Source organism: Mycobacterium sp. IDUB_39 (assembly GCF_055419205.1).
Window position 1 is genome coordinate 345419 of record NZ_JBVAXF010000004.1, and the last position, 24196, is coordinate 369614.

21 protein-coding genes are annotated in these 24196 nt (G+C 65.1%); 7 read left to right on the top strand and 14 right to left on the bottom strand.

What is annotated here, in order from left to right; all coding sequences use genetic code 11:
• Positions 1-470 precede the first annotated feature (470 nt).
• Complete coding sequence (locus tag ACZY0X_RS17060) at positions 471-1538, top strand: fatty acid desaturase family protein (RefSeq protein WP_463772041.1); 1068 nt, start codon at positions 471-473, stop codon at positions 1536-1538.
• Here the strand turns inward: ACZY0X_RS17060 and ACZY0X_RS17065 are convergent.
• Together ACZY0X_RS17065 and ACZY0X_RS17070 are read right to left on the bottom strand one after the other, a co-directional pair.
• Positions 1527-3512, bottom strand: a complete 1986-nt coding sequence (locus ACZY0X_RS17065) for a GNAT family N-acetyltransferase (protein ID WP_463772042.1) — start codon at positions 3510-3512, stop codon at positions 1527-1529. The genes ACZY0X_RS17060 and ACZY0X_RS17065 overlap by 12 nt on opposite strands.
• Before the next feature lie 122 nt (positions 3513-3634).
• Positions 3635-5074 carry a selenium-binding protein SBP56-related protein gene (locus ACZY0X_RS17070; protein ID WP_463772044.1) on the bottom strand — a complete coding sequence of 480 codons (1440 nt, stop codon included), beginning with the start codon at positions 5072-5074 and terminating at the stop codon, positions 3635-3637.
• A gap of 136 nt (positions 5075-5210) precedes the next feature.
• On the opposite strand from ACZY0X_RS17070, the gene ACZY0X_RS17075 reads away from it, so the two are divergent.
• Positions 5211-7616, top strand: a complete 2406-nt coding sequence (locus ACZY0X_RS17075; RefSeq protein ID WP_463772045.1) for an AAA family ATPase — start codon at positions 5211-5213, stop codon at positions 7614-7616.
• A gap of 1 nt (position 7617) precedes the next feature.
• On the opposite strand, the gene ACZY0X_RS17080 is transcribed toward ACZY0X_RS17075, so the two are convergent.
• The 3 genes from ACZY0X_RS17080 to ACZY0X_RS17090 all read right to left on the bottom strand — a co-directional run bounded on the left by ACZY0X_RS17080 (position 7618) and on the right by ACZY0X_RS17090 (position 10529).
• Positions 7618-8784 carry an LLM class flavin-dependent oxidoreductase gene (locus ACZY0X_RS17080; RefSeq protein WP_463772046.1) on the bottom strand — a complete coding sequence of 389 codons (1167 nt, stop codon included), beginning with the start codon at positions 8782-8784 and terminating at the stop codon, positions 7618-7620.
• A gap of 69 nt (positions 8785-8853) precedes the next feature.
• Complete coding sequence (locus tag ACZY0X_RS17085; RefSeq protein ID WP_463772048.1) at positions 8854-10146, bottom strand: alpha/beta fold hydrolase; 1293 nt, start codon at positions 10144-10146, stop codon at positions 8854-8856.
• A complete protein-coding gene (locus ACZY0X_RS17090; RefSeq protein ID WP_463772476.1) occupies positions 10143-10529 on the bottom strand; it encodes a GbsR/MarR family transcriptional regulator in 387 nt (128 codons plus the stop codon). Before ACZY0X_RS17090 ends, ACZY0X_RS17085 begins: the two co-directional genes overlap by 4 nt.
• Positions 10530-10760: 231 nt before the next feature.
• On the opposite strand from ACZY0X_RS17090, the gene ACZY0X_RS17095 reads away from it, so the two are divergent.
• From ACZY0X_RS17095 to ACZY0X_RS17105, 3 genes are read left to right on the top strand one after another with little or no spacing between them, the layout of a single operon-like run.
• Positions 10761-11666, top strand: coding sequence for an ABC transporter ATP-binding protein (locus ACZY0X_RS17095; protein ID WP_463772049.1), 906 nt, complete (start codon positions 10761-10763; stop codon positions 11664-11666).
• Positions 11663-12373 carry a fluoroquinolone export ABC transporter permease subunit gene (locus ACZY0X_RS17100; RefSeq protein ID WP_463772051.1) on the top strand — a complete coding sequence of 237 codons (711 nt, stop codon included), beginning with the start codon at positions 11663-11665 and terminating at the stop codon, positions 12371-12373. The genes ACZY0X_RS17095 and ACZY0X_RS17100 overlap by 4 nt, the downstream gene beginning before the upstream one ends.
• Positions 12373-13128, top strand: a complete 756-nt coding sequence (locus tag ACZY0X_RS17105) for an ABC transporter permease (RefSeq protein WP_463772052.1) — start codon at positions 12373-12375, stop codon at positions 13126-13128. The genes ACZY0X_RS17100 and ACZY0X_RS17105 overlap by 1 nt, the downstream gene beginning before the upstream one ends.
• 89 nt (positions 13129-13217) lie before the next feature.
• Here the strand turns inward: ACZY0X_RS17105 and ACZY0X_RS17110 are convergent, their stop codons facing one another.
• Complete coding sequence (locus tag ACZY0X_RS17110; protein WP_463772054.1) at positions 13218-13952, bottom strand: SDR family oxidoreductase; 735 nt, start codon at positions 13950-13952, stop codon at positions 13218-13220.
• A 16-nt stretch (positions 13953-13968) separates the two neighbouring features.
• Positions 13969-14760, bottom strand: a complete 792-nt coding sequence (locus tag ACZY0X_RS17115; protein ID WP_463772056.1) for an SDR family oxidoreductase — start codon at positions 14758-14760, stop codon at positions 13969-13971.
• A gap of 155 nt (positions 14761-14915) precedes the next feature.
• Here ACZY0X_RS17115 and ACZY0X_RS17120 point away from each other — a divergent pair, with 155 nt between their 5' ends.
• Positions 14916-15803: a helix-turn-helix domain-containing protein gene (locus ACZY0X_RS17120; protein ID WP_463772058.1), complete on the top strand. Its 888-nt coding sequence runs from the start codon at positions 14916-14918 to the stop codon at positions 15801-15803.
• Here the strand turns inward: ACZY0X_RS17120 and ACZY0X_RS17125 are convergent.
• The 3 genes from ACZY0X_RS17125 to ACZY0X_RS17135 form a co-directional block, all read right to left on the bottom strand.
• Complete coding sequence (locus ACZY0X_RS17125; RefSeq protein ID WP_463772059.1) at positions 15788-16213, bottom strand: ester cyclase; 426 nt, start codon at positions 16211-16213, stop codon at positions 15788-15790. The genes ACZY0X_RS17120 and ACZY0X_RS17125 overlap by 16 nt on opposite strands.
• A 90-nt stretch (positions 16214-16303) precedes the next feature.
• Positions 16304-18778 (bottom strand): sulfatase-like hydrolase/transferase, encoded by a 2475-nt coding sequence (locus ACZY0X_RS17130; protein WP_463772060.1) that lies wholly within the window; start codon positions 18776-18778, stop codon positions 16304-16306.
• A 17-nt stretch (positions 18779-18795) separates the two neighbouring features.
• Positions 18796-21162 (bottom strand): arylsulfatase, encoded by a 2367-nt coding sequence (locus ACZY0X_RS17135; RefSeq protein ID WP_463772062.1) that lies wholly within the window; start codon positions 21160-21162, stop codon positions 18796-18798.
• Between the two features lie 169 nt (positions 21163-21331).
• On the opposite strand from ACZY0X_RS17135, the gene purU reads away from it, so the two are divergent.
• Positions 21332-22201, top strand: a complete 870-nt coding sequence (gene purU / locus ACZY0X_RS17140; protein WP_463772063.1) for a formyltetrahydrofolate deformylase — start codon at positions 21332-21334, stop codon at positions 22199-22201.
• A 24-nt stretch (positions 22202-22225) separates the two neighbouring features.
• On the opposite strand, the gene ACZY0X_RS17145 is transcribed toward purU, so the two are convergent.
• The 4 genes from ACZY0X_RS17145 to ACZY0X_RS17160 all read right to left on the bottom strand — a co-directional run bounded on the left by ACZY0X_RS17145 (position 22226) and on the right by ACZY0X_RS17160 (position 24171).
• On the bottom strand, positions 22226-22726 hold the full coding sequence (locus ACZY0X_RS17145) for a DUF302 domain-containing protein (protein ID WP_463772064.1): 501 nt from the start codon (positions 22724-22726) through the stop codon (positions 22226-22228).
• Positions 22713-22835: a hypothetical protein gene (locus ACZY0X_RS17150; RefSeq protein WP_463772066.1), complete on the bottom strand. Its 123-nt coding sequence runs from the start codon at positions 22833-22835 to the stop codon at positions 22713-22715. The genes ACZY0X_RS17145 and ACZY0X_RS17150 overlap by 14 nt, the downstream gene beginning before the upstream one ends.
• Positions 22836-22905: 70 nt before the next feature.
• Positions 22906-23421, bottom strand: coding sequence for an SEC-C metal-binding domain-containing protein (locus ACZY0X_RS17155; protein WP_463772067.1), 516 nt, complete (start codon positions 23419-23421; stop codon positions 22906-22908).
• 129 nt (positions 23422-23550) lie between these two features.
• Positions 23551-24171, bottom strand: coding sequence for a TetR/AcrR family transcriptional regulator (locus ACZY0X_RS17160; protein ID WP_463772068.1), 621 nt, complete (start codon positions 24169-24171; stop codon positions 23551-23553).
• Between the last annotated feature and the right edge of the window lie 25 nt (positions 24172-24196).

A 24196-nucleotide genomic window follows, 5' to 3' on the forward strand; every position in this document is an offset into this window, starting at 1 on the left:
CGGCCTCGGTGGCCGCATTCAACCCTGGGACGGAGCCGTGACTCCAGTCTCGACACCCTCGGCCCATCTTGTTTTTCGGCGCAGCATTCGGACTGCACTGATTGTGCGGCACCACCGGTTACGGATACATTGTGGGATCGCGGTGAGGAAGTCGCCGTAAATCCAGGATGGAGTGAGTCATTGTCCGTGCCTGTCAGGCCCGGTTGCTCCGTCCGCATCCGCTCCGCGTCGTTGGGGTGTGATGCACCGTTGCCATCACCGAAGTAACTGAGTACGCGCACCTGAGCGACGCCGACGTCGAGGCACTCGGGCGTTCGCTCGACGAGATCCGTCGCGACGTCGAGGCGTCACTCGGCACGGACGATCGCGCGTACATCAAGCGCGTCATCCGACTTCAACGGTGCCTTGAGATCGGCTCCCGGCTGACGATCTTCGGCAGCAGGGGCAAGGCCGGCTGGACGGCCGGAACCGTGGGCCTGCTGGTGTCCAAGGTCATCGAGAACATGGAACTCGGCCACAACATCATCCACGGGCAGTGGGATTGGATGAACGACCCGGAGATCCACTCCAACACCTGGGAGTGGGACATGGTGGGTCCGTCCTCCCAATGGCGGCACGCCCACAACTATCGCCACCATGTCTTCACCAATGTGATCGGCATGGACGAGGACCTCGGCTACGGCGTGCTGCGCGTCAGCCGCGACCAGGAGTGGAAGCCCGGCCACCGGTGGGCGCCCCTGTGGGCATTGCTGCTGTCCATCGTCTTTGAGTGGGGCATCGCACTACACGACCTGGCCACCGAGCAGGACCACGAGACGAGTGAAGAGGTCAAGGCAGAACTTCACCGGGCGATGGTTCGCAAGATGGTTCGCCAGGCGAGCAAGGACTACCTGTTCTTCCCGGCGCTTAGTGGACGACGCTTCTTCCGGACGTTCCTGGCGAATCTGGTCGCGGGCGGATTCCGCAATGGGTGGGCGTACATCGTCATCGTCTGCGGGCACTTCGCCGACGGCGCGGAGAAATTCACTCCCGAAGCCGTCGCGAACGAGACGAAGTCGGAGTGGTACCTGCGGCAGATGCTGGGAACCGCGAACTTCAACGCCGGTCCGGTCATGAGGTTGATGAGCGGAAGCCTCTGCTACCAGATCGAGCACCACCTGTTCCCCGACCTGCCGAGCAACAGGCTCCCCGAGATCTCGGGACGAGTTCAGGCACTCCTTGCCGAGTACGACCTGCCGTACACGACGGGTCCCCTGACCCGTCAGTTCTGGCACACCGTGCGCACGATCTGCAAGCTCTCGCTGCCGGATCGCTTCCTGACCGCGACCTCCGATGACGCGCCGGAGACGGCGTCTGAGGAGAGGTTCCGGACCGTGGCGAAGCAGCCTCGAATCCTTCCCCTGCACGTCGTCGGCACTCGACGACACGGATTGAGCACCGCGATCGCCATTCGTGCGCAGGCGATCGCGAGCACAACGCGTCGGCCCAAGGCGGCGCGTTTCGCCGCCCTCGTCGCGCTCCGGTTGCTACGCGACTAGGAGCTCGAACTTCCCGCGGCGTGCTGCCGGCACGAGATCGAGGTACTCGCGATGGCGGGCGATGAAGCTCTGGACGAACGGACAGATGGGTAACACCGCTAGCCGCTGAGCCCGTGCGGTGTCCAGCGCGGCCTTGACGAGCAGGGTCCCCAGGCCCTCGCCCTCGTGCGACGGGTCGATCTCGGTGTGAGTGAAGGCGATGACTCCGGGACGGCGTCGATACTCGGCGAAGCCGAGGACCACCCCGTCGGTCGTGATCTCAAAACGCCTCCGGTCTGGCACGTCGGTGACGTTCGGCGCCAACGCATCCGACTGTGCGTGCACAGGTGGCAGGAGTTGCAGGTAGCGATGTACGAGAGCGACCGCCACGCCGCCCTCACCCACAGATGCCGCCACACGCTTCACCGATCCGGAACGGATGTCGCCGACGGCGAACACTCCCGGGGCGCTCGTCTCGAGGTCGAACGGCTCGCGGTCGGCCCTCCACTGTTCGGCCCTCGCTGCGTCGACTCCCGTCAAGACGAAACCGTGCTCGTCGCGGGCGATCTGCGAGGGGAGCCAGTCGGTCGATGCCTGAGCGCCAATGAGGACGAAGAGCACCCCCGTGTCCCGTCGGGATTTGAGGCCGGTCGTGCGATCGAGGACGTCGATCGCCTCGAGGTGATCGTCTCCGTGCACCGCGACAACCTCGGATCCGGTTTCCACCCGAATATTGGCCTTCGTCGCGATCTGCTCAACGAGGTAGGTGGACATGCCCGCCGCCAGCGATTCACCACGCACGAGAAGCGTCACCGATCGGGCGTGGCTGGAGAGGAAGATGGCGGCCTGGCCAGCCGAGTTGCCCCCGCCGATCAGGTACACATCGTTACCCTGCGCCACGTTGGCATCGCTGCGTGCCGCACCGTAATAGACACCGGAGCCGACGAATCGATCGATGGAATCGACTTCGAGGCGCCGCCATTGCACGCCCATCGCGAGAACGATCGACCTCGTCTGAAGTACGTCGCCGCCATCCAGCGTGACGGTCATCTCGGCGGGGTCGATGGCCTCGACCCGTCGGGTCACGACGATCTCAGCGCCCAAACGTCTCGCCTGTTGCAGTGCCCGGCTCGCGAGTTCGTCTCCGGAGACGCCGAATGGGAAGCCCGTGTAGTTCTCGATCCTGGTCGAGGTGCCGGCCTGCCCGCCCGGGGCGAAGGACTCGATCAGCCCGGTCTGCAGCCCCTCGGAAGCGCCGTTGACCGCTGCCGTCAGGCCCGCCGGCCCACCACCCACGATCACCAGGTCATATCGGGCCGAGCCCGGCGCGACTGTCAGTCCAGCGCCCGTGGCGACGTCACGCATCGTCGGCGCGATCAACCGGGTGCCGTCGCGGAGCACCACCACCGGATACGGGGCGGCTGCGGAGACACGACCCCCGGCCCGTGCGATAGCGCCGGGATCGTCTGGGTCAAGGCGCTCGTACGGAATCTGGTTGCGGCGCAGAAAGCTGTCACAGCTGTGCACGCCTGGATCCAGGCGCGGACCAATGACGAAGACCCCCGGCTCGGGCTGCTGTGCGGCGGCGCCCTTGAGCATCTCGATGCGATCCATCGCGGCAGCACCGACGGCTGGGGAGATCTCGGGCGCCATCGCCGCAAGGGTGTGGAACACCTCCGTAGTCACCTTCAGGACGCGCGACACCTCGGCGGCCCGCATGCTGGCGGGCAGGGGAGTACCGAGCGTCATCGGGATCTCGCCCGCAAGCTCCCCGGGATGTCGGACGCCGATCACCTGCTCGACGCCATTCACGAGTTTCGTCAGCTCTGCGCGGCCCTCGACGACGATCGCCAGGGCGCGACCCTCGCCCTCGTGGGCCACGTACTCCCCAGGCGTGAGATGGATGTCCTCAACCTCGCCGGCAAGGTATTCGAGAGCCTTGTCCTCAAGACCCGAGAACAGCGGAATTCCTGCCAGCTCCTCGGTGGTGAACATGACTGCCTCCCATGCTTTTCGCGTATGGCGTTCCAAGAGCCATGAGGAAATCGTCCACCGGGCATCGATGGCGGCACATGGGGCATCCGCCTCAACTGCGGCGTGCTGGGGAGGGCTGACGTTTAGCGGGTGTAGCAGTACGAATCGCTTGAGGCGTCGCCACCCTGGAGTCGGGTCTGGTGCACTCGGCGACCACGAAAGTCGTCGCCGTGCAGAAAGAACTTGCTGTCGGGAACGAGGCCTCCTGCTGAGGTGTCGGCGTCGAGTTTCGCCATCCAGGCCCCGACGCCATCGGGATAGAACACGTCGTCCCACGACGAATACAGCGAGTTCGTCAGGTACACCCGCCGGCCGTCGCGGCTGATCTCCACCATCTGCGGCCCACCGACCAGCGGCAGCTCGGGAGCCGCCGGGTGCGGCTCGCGTCGCACGATTCCGCCTAGGTGCACCGACGCCGTCTCCCGCGGATGGGACGGGTCGCTGACGTCGAACTGCTTGAGTTCACCTGTACCCCAGCATGATACGTACAGCCATTGGTCATCGACTGACAGATCGATATCGGTGACCAGCGGCGGAACCGCACCGAAGGACTTCAACAGCGGCGGCAGGTCATCGGGGTTGGCCGGTTCAGCCGGGATCGTGATGACCTTATCTACCGCCCACTGATCACCGTCCTTGTGCCACAGCCACACCGACGCCGACAGGTCCTCAGTGCTGATGACCGTGTCAACGAAGCCCCACGCTTTGGAGGGGTCGTGCGCGGGTCGCAGCTCGAGCACCATCTGATGCTGCTCGCCGAGGTCGACGCGCTGAGTTAGCTTCCGCTCCGACATGCTCCAGAAGTCGATGTGGTGGCCGAACTTGTGCCCGAGCAAGTCCTCCGGGTTGAGCCCGTCCTCGATCATCGACGGTGAGGCCCACTCCGATGTGATCACGGTGTCGTAGTCGAGGTGCCACCAGACGTCGTACGCCAGGACTTGCGGTCCGCGGTCGACCTCCCAGGCTCCGATGACCTCGAAAGTGTCGTGGTCGATCAGGGCGATGCCGCCGGGACCATCGGAGCCGTTGGCACCTCCTAGAGCTGACATGAAGATGCCGCCGGGTCCGCAGTGGACCGTGTGCGGGCGCGAGTACCCGGCCTTGGCAGCGAGCTCATCGGCCTCGATCTTGTGAGTCACCACCGGATGGCGAGGGTCGGGCTTGGTGTCGAGGACGTAGGTCGTCGACGAGCGCAGACCCGGAACGAGTAGATACCGCCGTTCGAGCGCCTCGTGATCGCCCTGCCCGTGTGCGCCATGCCCGTGTTCTCCATGCCCATCGTGGCAGAGTGCGCTCGAGCACGCGTTCCAGCCGAAGTGGTGTAGTTCGTTGCCGGCCGTCGGCAGCTCGGTCCAGCCGACGACGCCGCCAAAAGTCGTGGACTCGGGGTCGCAGTCGACCACGGCAAGCGCGTCGTTCTGCTCGCTCGTCGGGTCGAACGCGGCCACGTAGGCGAGTTGTTCGGGGGCGGCGGCGCCCGCCTGGCCTGGGCTGCGGTAAAACGTCGGATCAGTCGTGGTCATGACTCCTCCTAGGCGCGCGGACTCAGCGGCTCACTTGATCTTTCGCCGGGAGTGTGGGGATGTCCATCCCTTGCCGGGCGCATTTCGAGGCGGCCCATATGCCTCGATGGTCTCCTCAACGTGTTGAATGACCCGGATGACCGGGCCGAACCGCGAACTCGTCCTGACCGACGAGTTCAAGGACGCGCTCACACTGCTCGGCGGTGGCAGGCACTTGTTTCTGACCGGAAAGGCGGGCACGGGCAAGTCGACGCTGATCCGGCGCTTTATCGCCGAGACCGACCGAAACGTGGTCGTCGTCGCCCCGACCGGCATCGCCGCGCTCAACGTCGACGGTTACACCATCCACCGGCTATTCAGCTTCTCCACGACGACGACGCTCGACGAAGTCCGCACGGGCCGGTACTACCCGGGCCGTTTCGCCAAGCTCCTCGGGTCACTCGACACTCTGATCATCGATGAGTCGTCGATGGTTCGGGCCGACCTCTTCGACCAGGTCGCGGCGGCGCTGACCAGATTCGGTCCCGTACCGGGAGCACCGTTCGGGGGCGTTCAGGTGGTCCTCGTCGGTGACCTCTATCAGCTGCCGCCCGTGGTCCATGAAGCCGAGGCGGGCTACCTCAAGGCGCGATATGCCACCCCGTACTTCTTCTCCGCCGACAGCTTTCATGCCGATGACTTCCCGACGGTCGCCCTCACCACCGTCTTCCGTCAGCAGGGCGACGACCGAATGGCGGCTATTCTGAACGAGATTCGAGAGGGCGTGCTGGTGGGGCATGCCCGCGAGCAGCTGAACGCCCGAACGGACCCGAACTTCGTCCCACCCGACGACGAGTTCTGGCTGACGCTCGCGCCCACAAATCGAATCGTCACCGCCAGGAACCGCGAACGCCTGGAGCGGTTGCCGGGCGACGAAATCGCCTACATTGCGACACGATCCGGTGATCTGAGCCTGTTCGACCCGCCAGTCGAGGAGACGCTGCGATTCAAGATCGGCGCACAGATCATGATGCTGACCAACGACCAATTCGATCGCTGGGTCAACGGCACGCTGGGACGTGTGACCGCCGCACGAATGGATGACGGCCTGGTGGTCACCGTCGAGTTCGCCGATGGGGACACCGCGGATGTGCGGCCCTACACCTGGGAGGCGACGACGCCGGTCGTCGACGGCGGTTCGCTGCGCCGCGAGGTGATCGGCACCTACACGCAGCTGCCATTCAAGCTGGCGTGGGCCATCACCATCCACAAGAGCCAGGGGCAGACACTGGAGCGCATGGTCGTCGACCTGAGTGGCGGAATGTTCTCGTCCGGTCAGCTGTACGTCGCGCTGAGCCGGTGTACCTCGATGAGCGGACTGGTGCTCAAACGGCCGGTGCTCCCCAAGGATCTGAAGACTGACCGACGGGTGGTCCGGTTTCTGCGCCAGGCAATGCGTGACGACCGGGCCCGGCGTTACTGCGGGATCGGCATGTTGACAGTCGGCGACGAGGGCCGGATGTCACGGCCACGGCCGGTGGAGTTCGCCGTCGCGTTCGACGACGGAACCTCGCTGAGCACGCTGGTCAACCCGCAGCGCGATCTCGCCGACGCCCGGCAGGCCTACGGAATCACGGTGTCCGACGTGTTGTTGGCGCCCACCTTGGCCGAAGTCTGGGGGATCGTCGCGCCGATGTTGGCTGGCTGCACACCGGTCGGCGTCGGTATCGATGACGTGCTGGGCCTCATCGACTTCGAACTCAAGCGCCTCGGGCTCGTCATGCCCATGCCACTGGGCGCCGACGTGCCGATGTCGGCTCTCGCCCCGGAACACCGTCGCGGCCTGTCGGCGACCACGGCGCTCGAGCGCGCTCGGGCTGTCCTCGACGCGTTCTCCGGTTCGGATTGCGAGGATCCCGATTCGTCGCCGTTCGAGGACGCCGAGTTGGAGTCGCTCTCGGGGCACCTCGTCAGCCGAACCCCCGGTGAGCCGACCCCGGCATCGGCTCACCTCCCGGGGCTGTCGGCACTGCTGGACATCAGTTGCCGCGTCGGCGCGACCCTGCTGGGACACGACACCTCCCAACCGATGGACACCGGATCCGGTGTGGACACCGACACGCCCTGGCATTCGGCCGCTCGGCACACAGTTGCTGACCAATTGCGTTCTGCTGCATCGCGGACACCCGTGACCGTGGAGGTACTGGGCCGCCTGCGCGAGGCCGAGCGGTTCCTGGGGATCGCGATCGTGGACGAGACGCTCGAGTCCGTCCTCGCCGGCGACGACATCGCCTCGGTCCTGGTGCCCGGCGCGCGGGTGTGCTTCACCGGAACCGCCGAGGACGAGGCAGGCCGGATCGTCGAGCGCGACGACATGCAGGACTTGGCGGCGCGGGCCGGGCTGGTGCCGGTGGCGACGGTGTCCAAGACGCGCTGCGAGGTGCTGATCACCGCGGAGGTCGGCAGCCAGTCCGGTAAGGCCCGCAAGGCTCGCGAGTGGGGCAAGCCCGTGTTCTCCGCTGCCGAGTTCCTCGCGTGGGCGGCCCGGCACGGAAGGCGATGAGTCAGTCGATCGCGGGCGCCTGCTTGGCGCTCTGCTCCGCGGCGTGGTCCTCGATCGCCTTGCCGATGGCGTGCGCGGCGCGGTCGACGAACTCGGTCCCGCTCTCAGTCACCCATTCGCACGAGGCGGCCGGCCCCGCGAGTTGGCCGGTGAAGTGCGGCATCACATACTGCGCGAAAAGCTCGTAGCTGTGCAGTTTCGCGGCCGGGGGCGCCCAGTCGTGGTCAAAGAGGAGGAAGGCCCCGAAGCCACCGTCACTCGCCTCGACGAGTTCTTCGATCTTCGCGATCGCGTCCTCGGGGGTGCCGATCACGGCGAATCCCGACTCGCGGTTGTTGGCGATGATCTCGGCCGGCGTCTCACCCTGTACCGGGCCCGCAGGCAGGATGTGTGAGAAGTAGCGGGAGAACTCCGCGATTCCGTACTCAACATCGCGCTCGGCCTGTTCGCGGGTCTCGGCGAGGTGCATCGGGCCTACGAGCCGCCACTTCGAGCGGTCGGCGACATGGCCGTTCTCGAGCGCGACCTCCTCCCACGTAGTCCAGTGGTGCGCAAGCAGATTCATGCCCTGTTTGGCGGTGGCGGCAATCGACAGCATGCCGATCCCGTGCTTTCCCGCGCCACGCGGGCCGGTGGGGGAGAAGGACGCCGCGACCGCGACGTCGAAGCACGGGTCGCTGTACGGCTTGAGCTGCAGGCGGGCATCCTGCAGGGTGAACCCGTCGGTGTGCATGGTGACGGTCTCGCCGCGAAGCAGGCGCATGATGGCGTCGAGGCACTGCTCCATACGCGGCCGCTGCTCGTCGGCCGGGATGCCGAGCATGTGCGCGTCGGAGGTGAGTTGGCCAGGGCCGCAACCCAGCATCACACGACCGCGGGTGAGGTGGTCCAGCAGGACCATCCGATCGGCGAGCATCAAGGGGTGGTGGTAGGGCAGCGAGCTGACGCCTGTACCGAGCTTGATGTGCTTGGTGCGCTCCGCTGCGACGGCGATGACGACTTCCGGCGACGCGATGATCTCGAACCCGGCGGAGTGGTGCTCGCCGATCCATGCCTCGTCGAATCCGAGACGGTCCATCGTCACGATCAGATCGAGGTCCCGCTCGATGGCGAGTGTGGGGTTCTGACCGGTCGGGTGGAAGGGAGCCATGAAGTTTCCGAAGCGCATCCGCTGATTCTTGTCCGGCGCCTACGTTTTTGGGGTGACTTCCGGCTGAGTCGCCGCGGCGACACTGCGTTAGCGCGTCCACCGCCCGGCAGGGGGGTCTTCGGATGTATAGGCCGGCAGCGGCAGCTGTCGACCGTCGAGGAAGGCCTCCAGCAATTCCGTGTAGAGCGCAGGCTGCTCCGCGGAGACCGCGTGACCAGCACCCTGGACCTCCACCAGCGTCGAGCTGGGGAACACGTCCCGATACTCACGGGTGACCGGCCAGCGGATGAAGTCGCATTGCGCTCCGATGACCAGTACCGGCACCTGTACTGCGCTCAGACGCGGACGCGGATCAGGTATGGAGTCAAAATCCGCAGTGGTCATTTGGTTCACGTAGAAACCCTGAGGATTGTCGTGCGCCTCCGCCGTGGCACCGCGTGCGCATGATGCGCCGTCTTGACCGGTCAAAGCGACTTCGTGCATCCATGAGTCGGCCTCAGCATCCGGAACGAAGGCGTGGGCAGCGGTCGGACTGATGCTAAGCAACAGTGACTGAACGAGCACTCGAAGGCTGCTCGTCAGTTCGTCGTAGCGCGATTGTGTTGAGGGGGTCATTGAGTGCCAGGGTTCACCGATGCCATCGGGGTACGCCGACGGCCAGATGGCTCCTGGCACCACGAAGACCGCCTTTGCCACCCGGTCTGGATGCGCCGCCAGGTACTGGGCGGCCAGCGACCCTCCCCATGAGCGGCCGACGAGAATGAGTTGCTCAGCGCCAAGGATCTGTCGGATCTCGTCGAGGTCGTCCACCTGCCTCTGCACTGTGTATTCGTTGACGTTGTCGAGTCGGGTGGACCGGCCGGCACCAACCTGGTCGTAGGCGTAGACGTCGTATCCCCGGGCTGCGAGTTCGGCGCCACCGATCGGGATGCCCTCACCTGGCGTCCCCGGTCCGCCGTGGAGAAAGATCACCGGCGGTTCGCTGGTCGTGTTCGCACCCGCCGCGGCGTGTGCGTACGCTATCCGCGATCCCGACGGCAGGTCCCAGAACATGACGCTGGCCGGCGTCTCCGTAGGCGGCTGAAGCCGGAACGGCACAAGGATCGTCGACGCAGCCACGACGACCACCATGATGCCGACCACGCCGCTCAGGATCGCCGCAGCTGCCGTCCGGCGCTGCACGCCTAGGAGGCGAAACCCCCACAGGGCCAACAGAAATGTCACGTTGACGACTGCAAGCAATCCGGCACCGAGGAACATGGCAGGAACGTCCACGACAGCAGCGGCCACGCCCACGGTGACCACTCCCACAACGAGTGCCACGGCGACGCCGAGGACAAACGTCACCGCTCCAAGTGCGGCGCGCCGCGTCGTCTTCACCGTTGACGCCATCTATCCAGCAGTGCGGGAAGTTCGGACATCAGGAACGCGTAGAAGTCGCGCATCTCGGTCAGGCGCTTCCGGGCCAGGCTGTGGTCGTCGGTGGCCGCAATACCGGCGTTGGCGGCGTCCTGCATCGCCACGATGGTCTCGTTCTGGCTGGTGAACAGCGTGGCCCAGGCGTCCTGCCGAAGGCGGAAGTGGTCACGGCGGCTCGCTGGAGCGGGGACCCGCTCAGCGAGCCCGACCGACGTGAGCATCTTCAACGCCCCCGAGATTGCCCCGGCGCTTGCCTGCAGGCTCTGCGCCAGCTCACTCATGGTCACACTGGGTTGCTCCGTAAACAGCAGTGTCGCCAGCACTCGTGCTGTCATCCGCTGCATTCCGTGGCTGGTCAGCACCAGCGCGAGCTCCTCGGCGGTGTGCTGCGGATCAGACGACGAGATCACGCCAAATACTCCTCTTGCCAATACCCTTCAATTATTACTGAAAGTTTAGTACAGTCACCTCTGGTGCTCCGGGAAGTCTGGTCGGAAACGTGATATCCACCTGCGCGGTGACGGTCGGGACTCCGATCGGCCGCCGCGCACGACCGACGGGCGACCGAGACACCAATGCGCACGAATTCAGCTGCAATCACACCACCGGGCACAGTGACTGACGTCATTGACGTTCGGGGGCTTACCTATTCGTATCCGAAGTCGACCGAGCCAGCCGTCCGCGGCATGGACTTCACCGTGGGGCGCGGGGAGATCTTCGGGTTCCTGGGCCCCAGCGGCGCCGGCAAGTCCACCACGCAGAAGCTGCTCATTGGGCTATTACGCGGGCACGGCGGTCACGCGACGGTGTGGGGGAGAGACCCACTGGACTGGGGGCCCGACTACTACCAGCGCATCGGGGTCTCCTTCGAACTGCCCAACCACTACCTGAAGCTCACCGGTGCGGAGAACCTGCGCTTCTTCGCATCCCTGTATGACGGAACCACGCTGGATCCGCGGGACCTGCTCGGCGCGGTCGGCCTTGGCGATGCCGCTGACACGCGAGTCGGCAAGTACTCCAAGGGAATGCAGATGCGCCTGACATTCGTGCGGTCGCTGATCAACGAGCCCGAACTGCTGTTTCTGGACGAACCGACATCCGGGCTGGATCCGGTCAATGCCCGCACGGTCAAGGACATGATCCTGGACCTGAAGGCGCGGGGGCGCACCATCTTTCTCACCACCCATGACATGGCCACTGCCGATGAGCTCTGCGACCGGGTCGCGTTCGTGGTCGATGGCCGCATCGTGGCCCTCGACAACCCAGCCGAACTCAAGATCGCCCGCAGCAACCGGCTGGTGCGGGTGGAGTACCGCACCTCAGGCGGCGCACTGCAGAGCGCGGAGTTCCCCATGGAGGGCCTCGCCGAGGACGTCGAGTTTCGTGCCGTGCTGCGTAACCACCACGTCGAGACCATCCACAGCAGGGAAGCCAGCCTCGACGACGTGTTCGTCGACGTCACCGGCCGGAGCCTGTCATGAAGAGGTGGGCAAGCGCACTGAGGCTGGAGGTCACCACGCTGGTGCGCCAACGCTTCGCCCACGCCGCGGTGGTCTCCGGGCTGCTGTGGCTGACCGTGCTGGTGCCGATGCCGCCACATCTGCGGCCGATCATCGAGCCGTACGTGTTGGTCGGTGACATCACGATCATCGGCTTCTTCTTCATCGGCGGATCGGTGTTCTTCGAGAAGCAGGAACGCACCCTGGGCGCTGTGATCTGTAGCCCACTGAGGTTCTGGGAGTACGTGTCGGTCAAAGTCACAGTTCTCATGGCGATTTCATTGTTCGTCGCCCTCACTGTGGTCACCGTGTCCCACGGCACCGCCTACAACGCGCTGCCTCTGGTGGTCGGGGTCGTGGTGGGAACGCTGGTGATGTTGTTGGCGGGTTTCGCATCCTCGCTGCCATTCGCCTCGGTCAGTGACTGGTTCCTTGCGACAACGGTGCCGCTGTCGATTCTGTCCCTCCCCGTGCTGCACCTGTCCGGCATGTGGCCCAACCCGGTGCTGTATCTCATTCCCACTCAGGGGCCACTGCTGTTGTTCGCGGCGGTGTTCGACCAGGTGACACTGGCACCGTGGCAGATCGCCTACGCCGTGTTGTATCCGCTGCTCTGCGCAGCCGGGCTCTACTGGCTGGCCAAGGTGTTGTTCGGCCGCTTCGTGATTGAACGCTCGGGGGTGCTGTGATGACCACATCCGCGCTGGTGAACCTGCGGGCCTGGGCATCATTTGGCCGCAACGACATTCGCGGCACCTACCGTGACCCTCTGCTGGTGATGGTTGTGGTCGCTCCGGTGATCTGGACGGTCGGCACCGTCGTCCTGACACCACGACTCACCGAGACACTGGCCCGCCGCTACGGATTCGACCTGGTGCCCTACTACCCGCTGGTGGTCACCGCGCTGCTGTTGCTGACCAGCGTCATCATCGCAGGCGCACTCGCGGCGTTCCTGGTCCTCGATGAGATCGACGCCGGCACCCTGACCGCGTTGCGCGTCACTCCGGTGCAGCTGCCGACATTCTTCACCTACCGGGCGGCGACGGTCGTCGCCGTCACCACCGTCTACGTGGTGGCCACGATGGCGTTCAGCGGAGTCGTGCCACCAGCGCTGGTGCCGGCACTCATCCCGATCGGAATGGTCGCCGGACTGTCGGCGGTGGTGACGCTGCTGCTGATCGTGTCGGTCGCGAGCAACAAGATCCAGGGCATCGCGATGGTGCGACTGCTGGGCATCGTCATCGCAGGGCTGCCGTTGCTGCCGTGGTTCGTGGACTCCGCCTGGAATCTCGCATTCGGTGTGCTGCCGCCATACTGGGCGGCCAAGGCCTTCTGGGTCGCGTCCGATCACGGCACGTGGTGGCCCTATCTGCTAGGCGGCGTGTTCTACAACCTCGCCATCGCGTGGCCGCTGTTCCGACGCTTCGTCGCCAAGAACACGTGATGAAACACCGCATTCGTTTGGTGGGCACGATTCCCGACGAGATCGGACTCGCCGGGCCGATGCTCCGCTGGTAGACGTGTTGTTCCTGATCAGTGCGTGCTGGCCGCCGGTCGCACGATTATCTCGTTGACATCCACCTCGGGCGGCTGACCGATCGCGAACGCGATGGCATCGGCGATCGCCGAAGGCGGAATGGCGAGCGCCCGGTACTCCCGCATGGCGTCGCGGGCGTGTTCATCTGAGATCGACTCGGCGAGTTCGGATTCGGTGACGCCCGGGGATATGACGGTGACCCTGATGTCGCCGGACTGCTCCTTGCGCAGCCCCTCCGAGATGGCCCAGACCGCGAATTTCGTGGCGCAGTACACGGCGGCGGTCGGCTCCACCTCATGGGCGCCGATGGATGCGACGTTGACGACGTGCCCGCCACCGTTGGCCCGCATCACGGGAAGGGCGGCGCTGATGCCGTGCAGCACGCCACGGATGTTCACGTCGATCATCTGGTTCCACTCGTCGACCTTGTCCTCGGCCAGAGCTGAAAGCGGCATCACGCCGGCGTTGTTGATCATGACGTCCACCCCGCCGTAGGCAGCCACGGCGTCGGCGACGAAGCGGTGCACGTCGGCGGCGTCAGTGACATCGAGACGGCGAAACGACGCGGTGCCGCCTGCCGCCTCGATCCGCTCGACCAGGGCTTCGAGACGTTCGGTGCGGCGGGCGCCGAGGAAGAGTCGGTGACCGTCTCCGGCGAGCCGCAGTGCGGTGGCCTCGCCGATACCACTGCTGGCGCCGGTGATCAGGACTGTCTTCGGGTGCTTGCTCATGGTGGTGTTCCTACTCCTAGACGGCTTGCTGGGTGGGCAGGATGGTGATCTCGGTGAGGTTGACGTGTCGGGGCACCGAGGCGATGAACGCGACGGTCTCGGCCACGTCGGCGGCGGTGAGCACGTCGATGTCGTTGATGAGGTCGGCCATCAACTTGGAGGCGTCGGGATCGGTGACATGTTGTGGGAGTTCGGTATCCACCATCCCCGGTTCGATGGTGGAGACGCGGACCATCTTGCGGCCGAGTTCGACGCGCAGCAGCCGGGTCAGCTGACTGATATAGGCCTTGGTCCCCGAGTACACCGAGAACTTCTCCAACACGCGAGTCGCCGCGATCGACGATGTGGTGATGAGGTCCGCCGGCTTACCCTCGGCGGCCGAGTTGATGAGCTGAGGGACGAACGCGCCGATGACATTCATGACCCCGGTGATGTTGAGGTCGATTTGCCGCTGCCAGTCGTCGAACCTGAGGTCCTCTATCGCTGAGATCAGCTGCACACCGGCGTTGTTGAACACCAGATCAACCGGCCCGAGCCGATCGGCGACCTGCTGGGCGGCCGCCGTGACCGCAGCCCGGTCGGTGACGTCGAGCGGCAGCGCAAACGCGGTGCCCCCAGCGGCGGTGATGCGCGCCGCGAGCGCGTCGAGGTTGTCCGAGCGTCGGGCGGCGATGGCGACTTTCGCACCCAGGGTCGCCAGCCGGGCAGCGGTGGCCTCGCCGATACCGCTGGAGGCACCGGTGACGATAGCGACGCGTCCCGTCAGCGGGGTCGTGGTGATGACTGTGTGCCTCTGGTCATTGGACATGTGGTCGTTCCCTTCGAGAGTGCGTGGTTGTGTGCATCCCAGACAACAGCTCTCAACAGCGCATTTGAGGGGTCAACCTGGCCCGAAGTATCCAGGGACAAGATGGGCCACCCTAGGCCCCGGCCTGGCGGCCGCAACACGGCAGACTGGCAGACATGAGTGACCGGAAGCCGACGGAGCTGGCCGAATTCCTCAGCGCGCGACGCGCCCAGCTGACCCCGCACGACGTCGGGCTGGACGGGTCCGTCGCGCGTAGACGCGTCCCCGGGCTGAGGCGCGAGGAACTGGCCAGGCTGGCCGGCGTCAGTGTCGACTACTACACCCGACTGGAGCAGGGGCGCAGCCGCAGTGCATCTACCGATGTGCTCGACGCGTTGGCCGCTGCCCTGCAACTCAACGACGCCGAACGCCAGCATCTGCACCTGCTGGCGAAGCCACAAGCCGCGCAACGGAAACGGCGGGCACGGCCGCAGTCGGTGGATGTGGCGACGCTGCGACTCCTGGATCTCTTCGACCAGGTGTGGTCACCGGCGTTCGTGCTCGGCAGGCGACTCGACGTGCTGGCGCACAACCGGTTGGCGGGTGCCCTGATCACCGAGTTTCGGCAGCTTCCTGCCCCACTGCGCAATCAGGCTCGGTTCGTGTTCTTCGATCCGCACGCGCGTGAGCTGTACGCGGACTGGAAGGAGGTGGCCGCTGACACCGTGGCGATGCTGCGTCTGGATGCGGGCCGCTACCCCGATGACGAGAAGCTGTCGGCACTGGTCGGCGAGCTGTCGATACGGTCGGTCGAGTTTCGCTCCTGGTGGTCAAACCACAACGTGGAGCGCCGGACCACGGGAACCAAGGCCTACCACCATCCACTGGTGGGGGACCTCACGGTCAAATACCAGGCGCTGAACCCATCTGGCGACCCGGATCAGGTTCTCATCGTCTACACCACCGAAGCCGGTTCGGCGGACGAGACGTCGCTGCGGCTGCTGGCGAACTGGCACAACGATGAACATCGCATGAGCAGCCCACGAGGTCAGGTGGGTAGTTGACCGAGTTGTTGGAGGACGGAGTAGAGGTTGGCCACTCCCCAGTGGTCGGTGATCTTTCCGTTTCGGACGCGCATGGCGTCGACGGTTTCGAATCGAATGGTCTTACCGGTGCCGGAAATGCCGAGGAAATCGCCGGTGTGGGTGCCGTGGTAGGTCTTGTAGGTGGTGACGATGTCGCCCTCGGCGGTCTGCCAGTGGATCTCGGGCCGGAAGTCGGTGAACGCGTCGCGCATGCGGTGGTAGAGGATGCGAACGCCGGCCTTGTCGGGGGTGGTGCCCGGTTGTGGGGTGTGGTCGACGAAGTCATCGGCGAACAGCTCGTCGAATAGGGCGAAATCGCCTTGGCCCTGGACTTTTTCGGTGTTGCGGCGGACCACTGCCTTGGCCGCCTCGGCGTCGCTGGGGATCATCTTCCTCGTGCCTCGCTTCTGCTGTGTCTGATGAAGCAGAACAACGTTTCCGTTCGGTTCGTTCCCGACCCAGCCGAGAAGTGCGCGGCGCTACTGGCGCGCCATGGCGATGTTGAACCGGTCCTCTGCGGTGATCAGGTGATCGTGGCCGTCCTCGCCAATGTCGAGTTGCACCCACTCGATCTCACCGGTGAACCGGTTGCCGGTGGGGCCGTAATCGGGTGATGCCGGGGAACCCGTGTCGGAACCCACGTCACACGCCTCGTCGGCCGAGTAGCCCATGGGTATGGTCTGCTCGACACGTCCCGTCCCGACCAGTTTGCCGTCGTAGTAGAGCGTGACGGTACCGCCCTTGGCCAGCCCGCCGCCGTCGTAGGCGAACTCCATCCGCACCTGGTGCTTTCCTGCCGGAATCGGCTTGTCCGCGGTGATGATGTAGTGCTCGATACCGAAGAAGTTGAAGCAGTACCTCAATGTGCCCTCGTGTGCGTACAACGACCAGCCACCCACGCTGCCACCCTGCGTGATGATCACCCCGTTGACACCGGACTCCGGCACCACGACGTTCGCGGTCACGGAGTGCGACTTGTTCTTGAGGGTCAACACGCACCACTCGCTCACGCGCATCCCCGGGAACAGCAGCTGCGAGTTCCCGCGGATCAACTGCGGGCGACCGGCGATATCGGGGTTGATCCGCTCGAAGCCGCGGTCATCCAGCGGGACGACGTTGTACTTGACGGCCTCGATGAGCCAAAGGCGCTGCAGTTCAGCGAGCTTCCCGGGATTCTCGGCGGCCAGATCGCGCGACTGCGTCCAGTCGTCGGGACCGTACAGCTCCCAGACGTCGTCATCGAACGGCGGTGGAGTGTCGGCCTTCCACGGGGTGCGGTGTTTGGTGACGGCCGTCCAACCCTGGTGGTAGACGCCACGGTTGCCCATCATCTCGAAGTACTGCACCTCGTGGGTCTCCGGGGCCTTCGCGTCGCGCAGCGTGCCCAACATGCTGACGCCCTCCAGCGGGGCCTGCGCAATCCCGTTCACCAGTGTCGGTGCGGGCAGGCCGGCAGCCTCCAGAATTGTGGGGGCGACGTCGATCACGTGGTGGAACTGGTTGCGGGACTTACCCTTGTCCTTCAGCCCATTGGGCCAGTGCACAATCGTTCCATTGCGGGTGCCACCCCAGTGCGATGCCACCTGCTTGGTCCACTGATACGGCGCGCACAGTGCGTGTGCCCAACCGACCGCGTAGTGGTTGTAGGCGTCAGGGGTTCCGAAGTCGTCGATCTTCGAGAGTAGGAACTCGGTGGTCTCGATCCCGGGCATCCCGTTGAGCGTGGTCATCTCGTTGAAACAGCCGTTGATGGTGCCCTCGGCGGACGCGCCGTTATCCCCGATGATCACGTAGACGAGGGTGTCATCGAGCACCCCGAGATCGCCGATCGCGTCGACCAGCCGTCCCATCTCGTGATCGGTCTGCTCGAGGAAACCTGCGTAGATCTCCATCTGACGGGCCAGCACCGGCTTGAGTTCGTCGGGCATGTCCTCCCACGCGGGAATCTCGTCGTGGCGCGCGGTGAGTTCGGCGTCCTTAGGCACGACTCCCAGCTTCTTCTGTTGCTTGAAGGTCTTCTCCCGCAGGGCATCCCATCCGTCGTCGAACTTTCCCTTGTACTTGTCCGACCATTCCTTGGAGACCTGATGCGGGGCGTGGGTGGCCCCAGGTGCGAAGTACATGAAGAACGGCTTGTCGGGCATCAGCGCCTTTTGCTGGCGCACCCAGGTGATCGCGTGATCGGCGAGGTCCTCGGTCAGGGTGTAGCCGTCCTCGGGGGAGCGTGGTGGTTCGACCGCGGTGGTTCCCTCGTAGAGGCCGGGGTAGTACTGATTGGCCTCACCGCCGACGAAACCGTAGAAGTACTCGAACCCCGAACCGGTGGGCCACTGGTGGAACGGCCCGACGGGAGTCACCTCCCAGCCCGGCACCTCGTGGCACTTGCCGAACTGCGCGGTCGAGTAGCCGTTCAGCTTGAGGGTCTCGGCGATTGGCGCCTTCTCCTTGGGCCGGATGCTGTTGTTGCCCGGCGCCGACGTCGCCATCTCGGTGATCGCGCCCATCCCCACTGAGTGATGATTGCGTCCGGTCAGCAGAGCCTGGCGGGTGGGCGAGCAGAGCGCGGTCGTGTGAAAACGGTTGAGCTTTAACCCGTTCGCGGCGAGCCGTTCGGTGACCGGAGTGCTGCAGGGTCCGCCGAACGCGGAGGCCGCGCCGAATCCGACGTCGTCGATCAGCACGATCAGGACATTCGGTGCGTCCTTGGGCGGACGAAGCTCTCTGATCGGCGGGTACTTGGTGTTCGGATCCTTGGCGTCGAAGGTGGTCAGCCCGACGTACTTGGCGTCTGGGATGGGTAGCTGCTCACGGGCGAGATGCGGTTCTGCTGCCTTCGGTTCGGCCACCTTCTGTGCGGAAACCTTCTGTATGGGACCGGCCTTCGCCGCCTTCTTGGCCGCGGACTGCTTCGTGGTCGGCTTGCGTCCCGCGCTCTTCTTGGATGTCTTCGCCATCAGTCAGTTCGTCCTTGTCACTGGCGCGCCATGGCGACGCGAGCCTCGGCCTTCTTGGCCTCTTCGGGATCGTGCTGGGAGTCGACGGCAACACTCACCGTGGCGGTGTCGATCGCGCCGGTGAAGGCGAACGGAGGCGCGTACATCACCGAGACCGACGACCCCGGGTTGCGGCCGACGGCGAAGCCGCTGCCCAAACCCAGGGCCAGCGGTATGGTCACCGGGAACTGTGCCTGTCCGACCTGCTCGTCGTCGACGAACAGTTTCGCGACACCGGGTGTGCCCTTGCCTGACCTGAGGTCCGGTGTGCCAGTCGGCTCGAATTCGTAACGCAGGGCATGCCTTCCGGGCGGCACCGGTTGATCTGAGGACACTCGGAGTTCCTGCGCGCCGACGTAGTTGTGCACGTAGTGCAGCTTGCCGTCCTGAATGAACAGCACGTACCCACCGACGTTGCTTCCGTGGCAGGCCAGTACGCCTTCGTCTCCGGCCTTCAGATCGGCGTCCACGGTGATGGAGTGCGCGCGGTTGAGGACCTTGGCGGCGACGTTCTCCGGCACGCTCTGAGTGTTGGGGAAGTAGACGTAGGTATCGCGTTCGGCGGCGATCTGCGGGCGTTCGTCGGCGAAGCGCATGGTGCCGCGGCTGTCGAGTGGCAGCACGTTGTACTTGCCGGCCTCGGTGTACCAGAGCGCGATCATCTCGATGAGCTTCGCGCGCTCCGTCTCCGCCAGATTGACCGTCTCGGCCGGGTCGACCTCGACGTTATAGAGCTCCCATCCGGCGGCGTCGAGTTCACGCAGCTTGTCCTCGGACAGTTCGAGCATGCCGAAACTCACGCCCGCCTCGGCGAATGACGTTCCCGGGAAAGGGCATACCGCGCGCCAGCCGTCGTGATAGAGCGAGCGGTGGGCGAACATCTCGAAGTACTGGGTGTGGTGTTTGGTGGGCGCGGCGGCGTCGTCGAACGAGTGCGAGAAGCTGACGCCCTCGATGGGGGACTGCGACACACCGCGGATCTCGGCCGGTGGCACCAGCCCGAATGATTCGAGCACCGTGGGCACCATGTCGATCGCGTGCGCGTACTGGTCCCTGATCTCGCCCCTGGCGGTGATGCGCGCGGGCCAGTGCACCAGGAACGGGTCGGACACGCCACCGCGGTAGGTCTCCCGCTTCCACCGCCGGAACGGGGTGTTGCCTGCGAAGGTCCAGCCCCACGGATAGTGGTTGAAGTACTTGGGTCCGCCGAGGTCGTCAAGCGCCTCGAGGTTCTGCTGCAGGTCATCGGGCACGTTGTTGAAGAACTTGTTCTCGTTGACCGAGCCGTGCGGCCCACCCTCGGCGCTGGCGCCGTTATCCGAGATGACCATGATGAGCGTGTTGTCCATCTGGCCGGTCTTGTCCAGGAAGTCGAGAAGTCGCCCAATCTGGTGATCGGTGTACTCGAAGAACCCGGCGAACACCTCCATCATGCGGGCGTAGAGCCTGCGCTCGTCAGCGGAGAGATCGTCCCACTGCGCAACGTCGGGGTCATGCCTCGACAGCACGGCGTCCTGGGCGACGATTCCCATCTCCTTCTGACGCGCGAAAACCCGCTCGCGATAGGCGTCCCAGCCGTCATCGAACTTGCCCTTGTACTTGTCGGCCCATTCCTTGGGCACCTGGTGCGGTGCGTGGTTGGCGCCGGTGGCGAAGTACAGGAAGAAGGGCTTCTCGGGGGCGACCTGCTTGAGGTCGGCGATGAACTCGATGGCCTTGTCAGCCAGGTCGACGCTGAGGTGGTAGCCCTCCTCTGGAGTCTTGGGGGGCTCGACCTGGTGATTGTCGAAGACGAGGTCCGGGTAGTACTGGTGCGTGTCGCCGCCCAGGAAACCGTAGTAGCGGTCGAAGCCGCGGCCCAGTGGCCAACGGTCGTAGGGTCCGGCCGCGCTGATCTGCTCTGCGGGCGTGAGATGCCACTTCCCGACGCACAGGGTGGCGTAGCCGTGGGGCCGAAGGATCTCGGAGAGAAAGCCGTTCTCGAACGGGATCGCACCGTTCGCGCCGGGGAAGCCCGTCGACCCCTCGGTGATGCAGGACATCGCGTTGGAGTGGTGGTTACGTCCCGTCAACATGCAGGAGCGGGACGGCGAACACAGGGCGGTGGTGTGCATATTCGTGTACCGCAAACCGTTGTCCGCCAACCGATCCAAGTTGGGCGTGGCGATCGGTGATCCGTAGCAACCAAACTGCCCGTAGCCGGTGTCATCCAGCACGATGTAGACGACATTCGGCGCGCCAGGGGCGGAGCGAATGGGTGCCGGCCAGGCCGGTTCCGACTCGCCGACGGTGCGGCCGATCCGGCCCGCGAACGTGGTGCCCGGCGTGTATTCCGTCAAGCTCATGATGCGCGCCCTTCGACGGTGGATTTCGAAGTCAATACTTCATGAATCACTGACCGACCGCTGGCGCTTTGGCATTTCGCACAGCAGACTCGCGGCATTGCCGATCGCCGCGAGACCATGGGGCGGGACCAGGTGGCGCCGAAGCTGGTCGACACCGGACAATTGGCATATGGACCCGAGCCCCACCGACACGAGTCGTTCGCACATCCTCACGCTGCACTGCGATGACCGTAGAGGAATTGTCAGCGCGGTCACGACGTCGCTGTTCGAAGCGCGCTGCAACATCACCGACGCTCAACAGTTCAACGACGAGTTCTCCGGGCGGTTCTTCGCGCGAATCGAGTTCAGTTCCGAGGGGGCGGATTTCGAGACCACTGCGCTGTCGGGTGTGCTTGAGTCGCTGCACGCCGAGTGGACGCTACGCCCGAGTGACTATCGGATGCGGGTGATGATCCTGGTGTCACAGCAGGACCACTGTCTGGTGGATCTCCTCTACCGCTGGCGCACAGACGATCTCAAGATGGATGTCGTCGCCGTAGTGTCCAATCACCCGAAGAGTGCCTTCGAGCGGGTGCTCCTCGGTGATGTGCCGTTCCATCACCTGCCTGTCACCGCGGAGTCCAAAGCTGTCCAGGAGGAGCAGCTCACGGCTCTGATACGTGAGTACGACGTCGATCTCGTGGTTCTGGCCCGTTACATGCAGGTCCTCTCGGCTGACCTGTGCGCCCAACTGGCCGGACGGGCCATCAACATCCACCACTCGTTCCTGCCCGGTTTCAAGGGCGCCAGGCCCTATCACCAGGCACACGCTCGCGGCGTCAAGCTCATCGGTGCCACCGCCCACTACGTGACCGCAGATCTGGACGAGGGACCGATCATCGTTCAGGACGTCGAGCCGGTGTCGCATCGTGATACCCCCGAGCAGCTCGTCCGCAAGGGGCGAGATATCGAGCGACGAGTGCTGGCGGCCGCGGTGGGATATCACCTCACGGGGCGGATCCTGCTCAACGGGACGACCACCGTGGTGTTTCGGGACTGATCCCGACCGGGTGATCGCTCAGCGCTATGTCACCGCCTCTGCCAGCGCTGCCAGTTTGGCGTCCAGCGCCGTCGCCGCTTCACGCAGCGGCGGGTTGGGTTCGACCACCATCAGTGAGGAGGGCACCACGTAGGTGAGGGCACTTCGACCGTCCGGCTCCTCGGAGAGGAGAAGCTCAACGGGTGCGAAGAGGCCTGCGGTCACGTCGTGCCGCAGCATCGTTATCGCGATCAGCGGATTGCCGATCACGATCCGCATCAGTTTGCGGTCGATGCCGGCCTTCTTGAACCACCCGCCGTGGTTCCAGACGGCTAACAGCATGAAGCCGCCCGGCCCGACGCGAGACCGCACCTCGCGTTCGTACGATTCCCAGTCCGGGAATCTCGTGGCGATGTCGTCGAGGGGCACCGGCTCATGGCCGACGGCATCGAGCAGCGCGTTGAGCGCATCCTCGAAACTCTTGGTGCTCTCGATCCGAATGCGGACGCCGTGAAAGGGGATCTTCTGTGGATCAGGCCTCGACATGCTCGTGCCCATTCTGGGTTGCGGAGTGGTCGATCAACAGACTGAGGAGTCCCGGGCGGCTGTAGAGCACCGGACTCATTTGCACTGCAGCGGCTTTCACGACGGTCATCGGGGGTCTCCCTCGCTTGTCGGCTCATCATCGGTCAATGAGAACAAGTCGCAGGTCGGCCTCCTTATTCCTAAGTATTGATAACTATACCCAGAGTCCGGCGGCCGTGGCACGACTCGAAGGTCATGCCGCTGTCGCAGAAGCATGGTTCGCCACCCGGGATCGGCAGCAGGTAGGCGTCGCCGTCGTCGATGTCCATCACGAGGGTCCGCATGCTGTCGACCGGCGGCCGCAGGTGTCGGTGTGTCCACCACGCGATCGCCACCGCGACGGCGCTCAACAGCATCATGACGACGTCGGAGGCCTCGCCGTGGCCGTGGGTCCGCACCCACTCGGCGGTCCCCGGGGAGTGGATCTCGACCATGTCAGCCACATCGGCGATCGACGGTGCGCCGTCGACGAGCGCGCCGTGCAGCACGTCCCGCACGAGCGCGTGCAGCGCGTCTTGCAGGTCGCATAGTTGCTCTAACTCGAGATCGTGGAACACCACGTCGAGGTGGCCGACAGTGGCCTCGGTATAAGCGGCGAGAGCTCCAGCCCCCGCATCGGTCCCCGTTGAATCCTGCATGTCGACGCGCGTGCGCACGTCCGCCCCATTCCTCATCTCGCTTGCCCCCCGACTCGCGATGTGTGCGTGTGTACGCAGCCAGAAGACGAGCGTGACACACGGGGCTCGCGACAGATAAGGGGGAAAACCCTCGAATGAGACCCTTGGTCAGACCGTTGCCGGCAGCCGCGCGCCGGTGGCGAGCTGTGCGTAGTCGCGCATGAGCCGCAACGCGGTTGGGCGGTCCATGTCCGGATCGCGGGCCACGATTCGGTAGCCGAGATAGTCCTCCAGTGACATCAGCGTCATCGCGACGTCGCGGGCGGGGGTCTCGAGCTGAAACGTCCCGGCGGTAGCGCCGTCGTTCAGGATCTGGGTGTAGAGGCTCACCTGGCGGTGGTAGATCCCCTGCACGTCCCGCCGATGGTCGAGTTCGAAGCCGGCCGAGAGGACGGCGCGCCAGATCGCCCGCCACTCAGCGTCCTCGGGACCGGTGGGCAGCCCGGCGGCGATGGTGAGGGCCAGTTGCTCGCGGACGTCGGCGGTGCGTTCGGCAGTCGCGATGCGGTCGTCGTAGAACCGAACGTCTGAGCGCAGCGCCAACTCGGTCAGGAGTTCGGGCATGTCCTTGAAGTAGTAGCGCACGGCATTGGCGGTGAGGTCGAGCTCGGCGGCCACGTCGGCGATGCGCAGAGTGGCGAGGTCATGGCGCTCGATCAGGCCGATCGCCGCGTCGAGGATCTCCTCGCGTCGTTCGATCTGCCGGTTCGGTCGGGCCACGCGTCCCATGATCCACGGTCGTTGTGCCGAGACC